The sequence below is a fragment of the Psychrobacter sp. Sarcosine-3u-12 genome (assembly GCF_002836005.1).
Lineage (GTDB): Bacteria > Pseudomonadota > Gammaproteobacteria > Pseudomonadales > Moraxellaceae > Psychrobacter > Psychrobacter okhotskensis.
Map to the genome: position 1 here is coordinate 1 of NZ_PJBY01000044.1, position 560 is coordinate 560.

General features: G+C 52.0%; 1 pseudogene. It reads left to right on the plus strand.

What is annotated here, in order from left to right:
- Window positions 1-560, plus strand: a pseudogene (locus CXF65_RS01070) (hypothetical protein); the annotation flags it as partial.

The window sequence follows — 560 nt, forward strand, 5'->3', positions numbered from 1 at the left end:
GCCATTGGTGCAAACGTTGTGACCAAAGGTGGATCTTCTATCGCCATTGGTGGCGACGATCTAAATGCCGCCTCTGCAGCAAACCTTGATGGTACCTCAGCATCTGGTGTCAATAATGGCAGTGTCAATACCACATTCAAAGCTTATACGGGTCGCGACCTTGTTGAAGCGGGATATTACGTTAGAAATACCGAAGCTGGTGGTGCGGCCTCTATAGCGATTGGTTCAAAAGCGCTTTCTAAAGGTGCTTTGTCTACGGCTATTGGCGTACAGTCTTCCTCAGCGGGTGTCGCATCCTCAGCCTTTGGCATGGGATCGTCAGCAAGCAAAGATGGTTCGGTTGCTTTAGGTGCAGGGTCAACGACTGCCACAAACGCCACCAATGAGATGACCATGACCGTTGGCGGGGTCACACATACCATTGCAGGTCCTGCGATGCGAGTTGGTGATCAGGTCTCAGTTGGTTCAGCAGGTACTGAGCGTCAGATTAAACACGTTGCTGGTGGAGCGGTGAATGCAAGCAGCACGGATGCGGTGAATGGCAGTCAGTTGCATGCCAC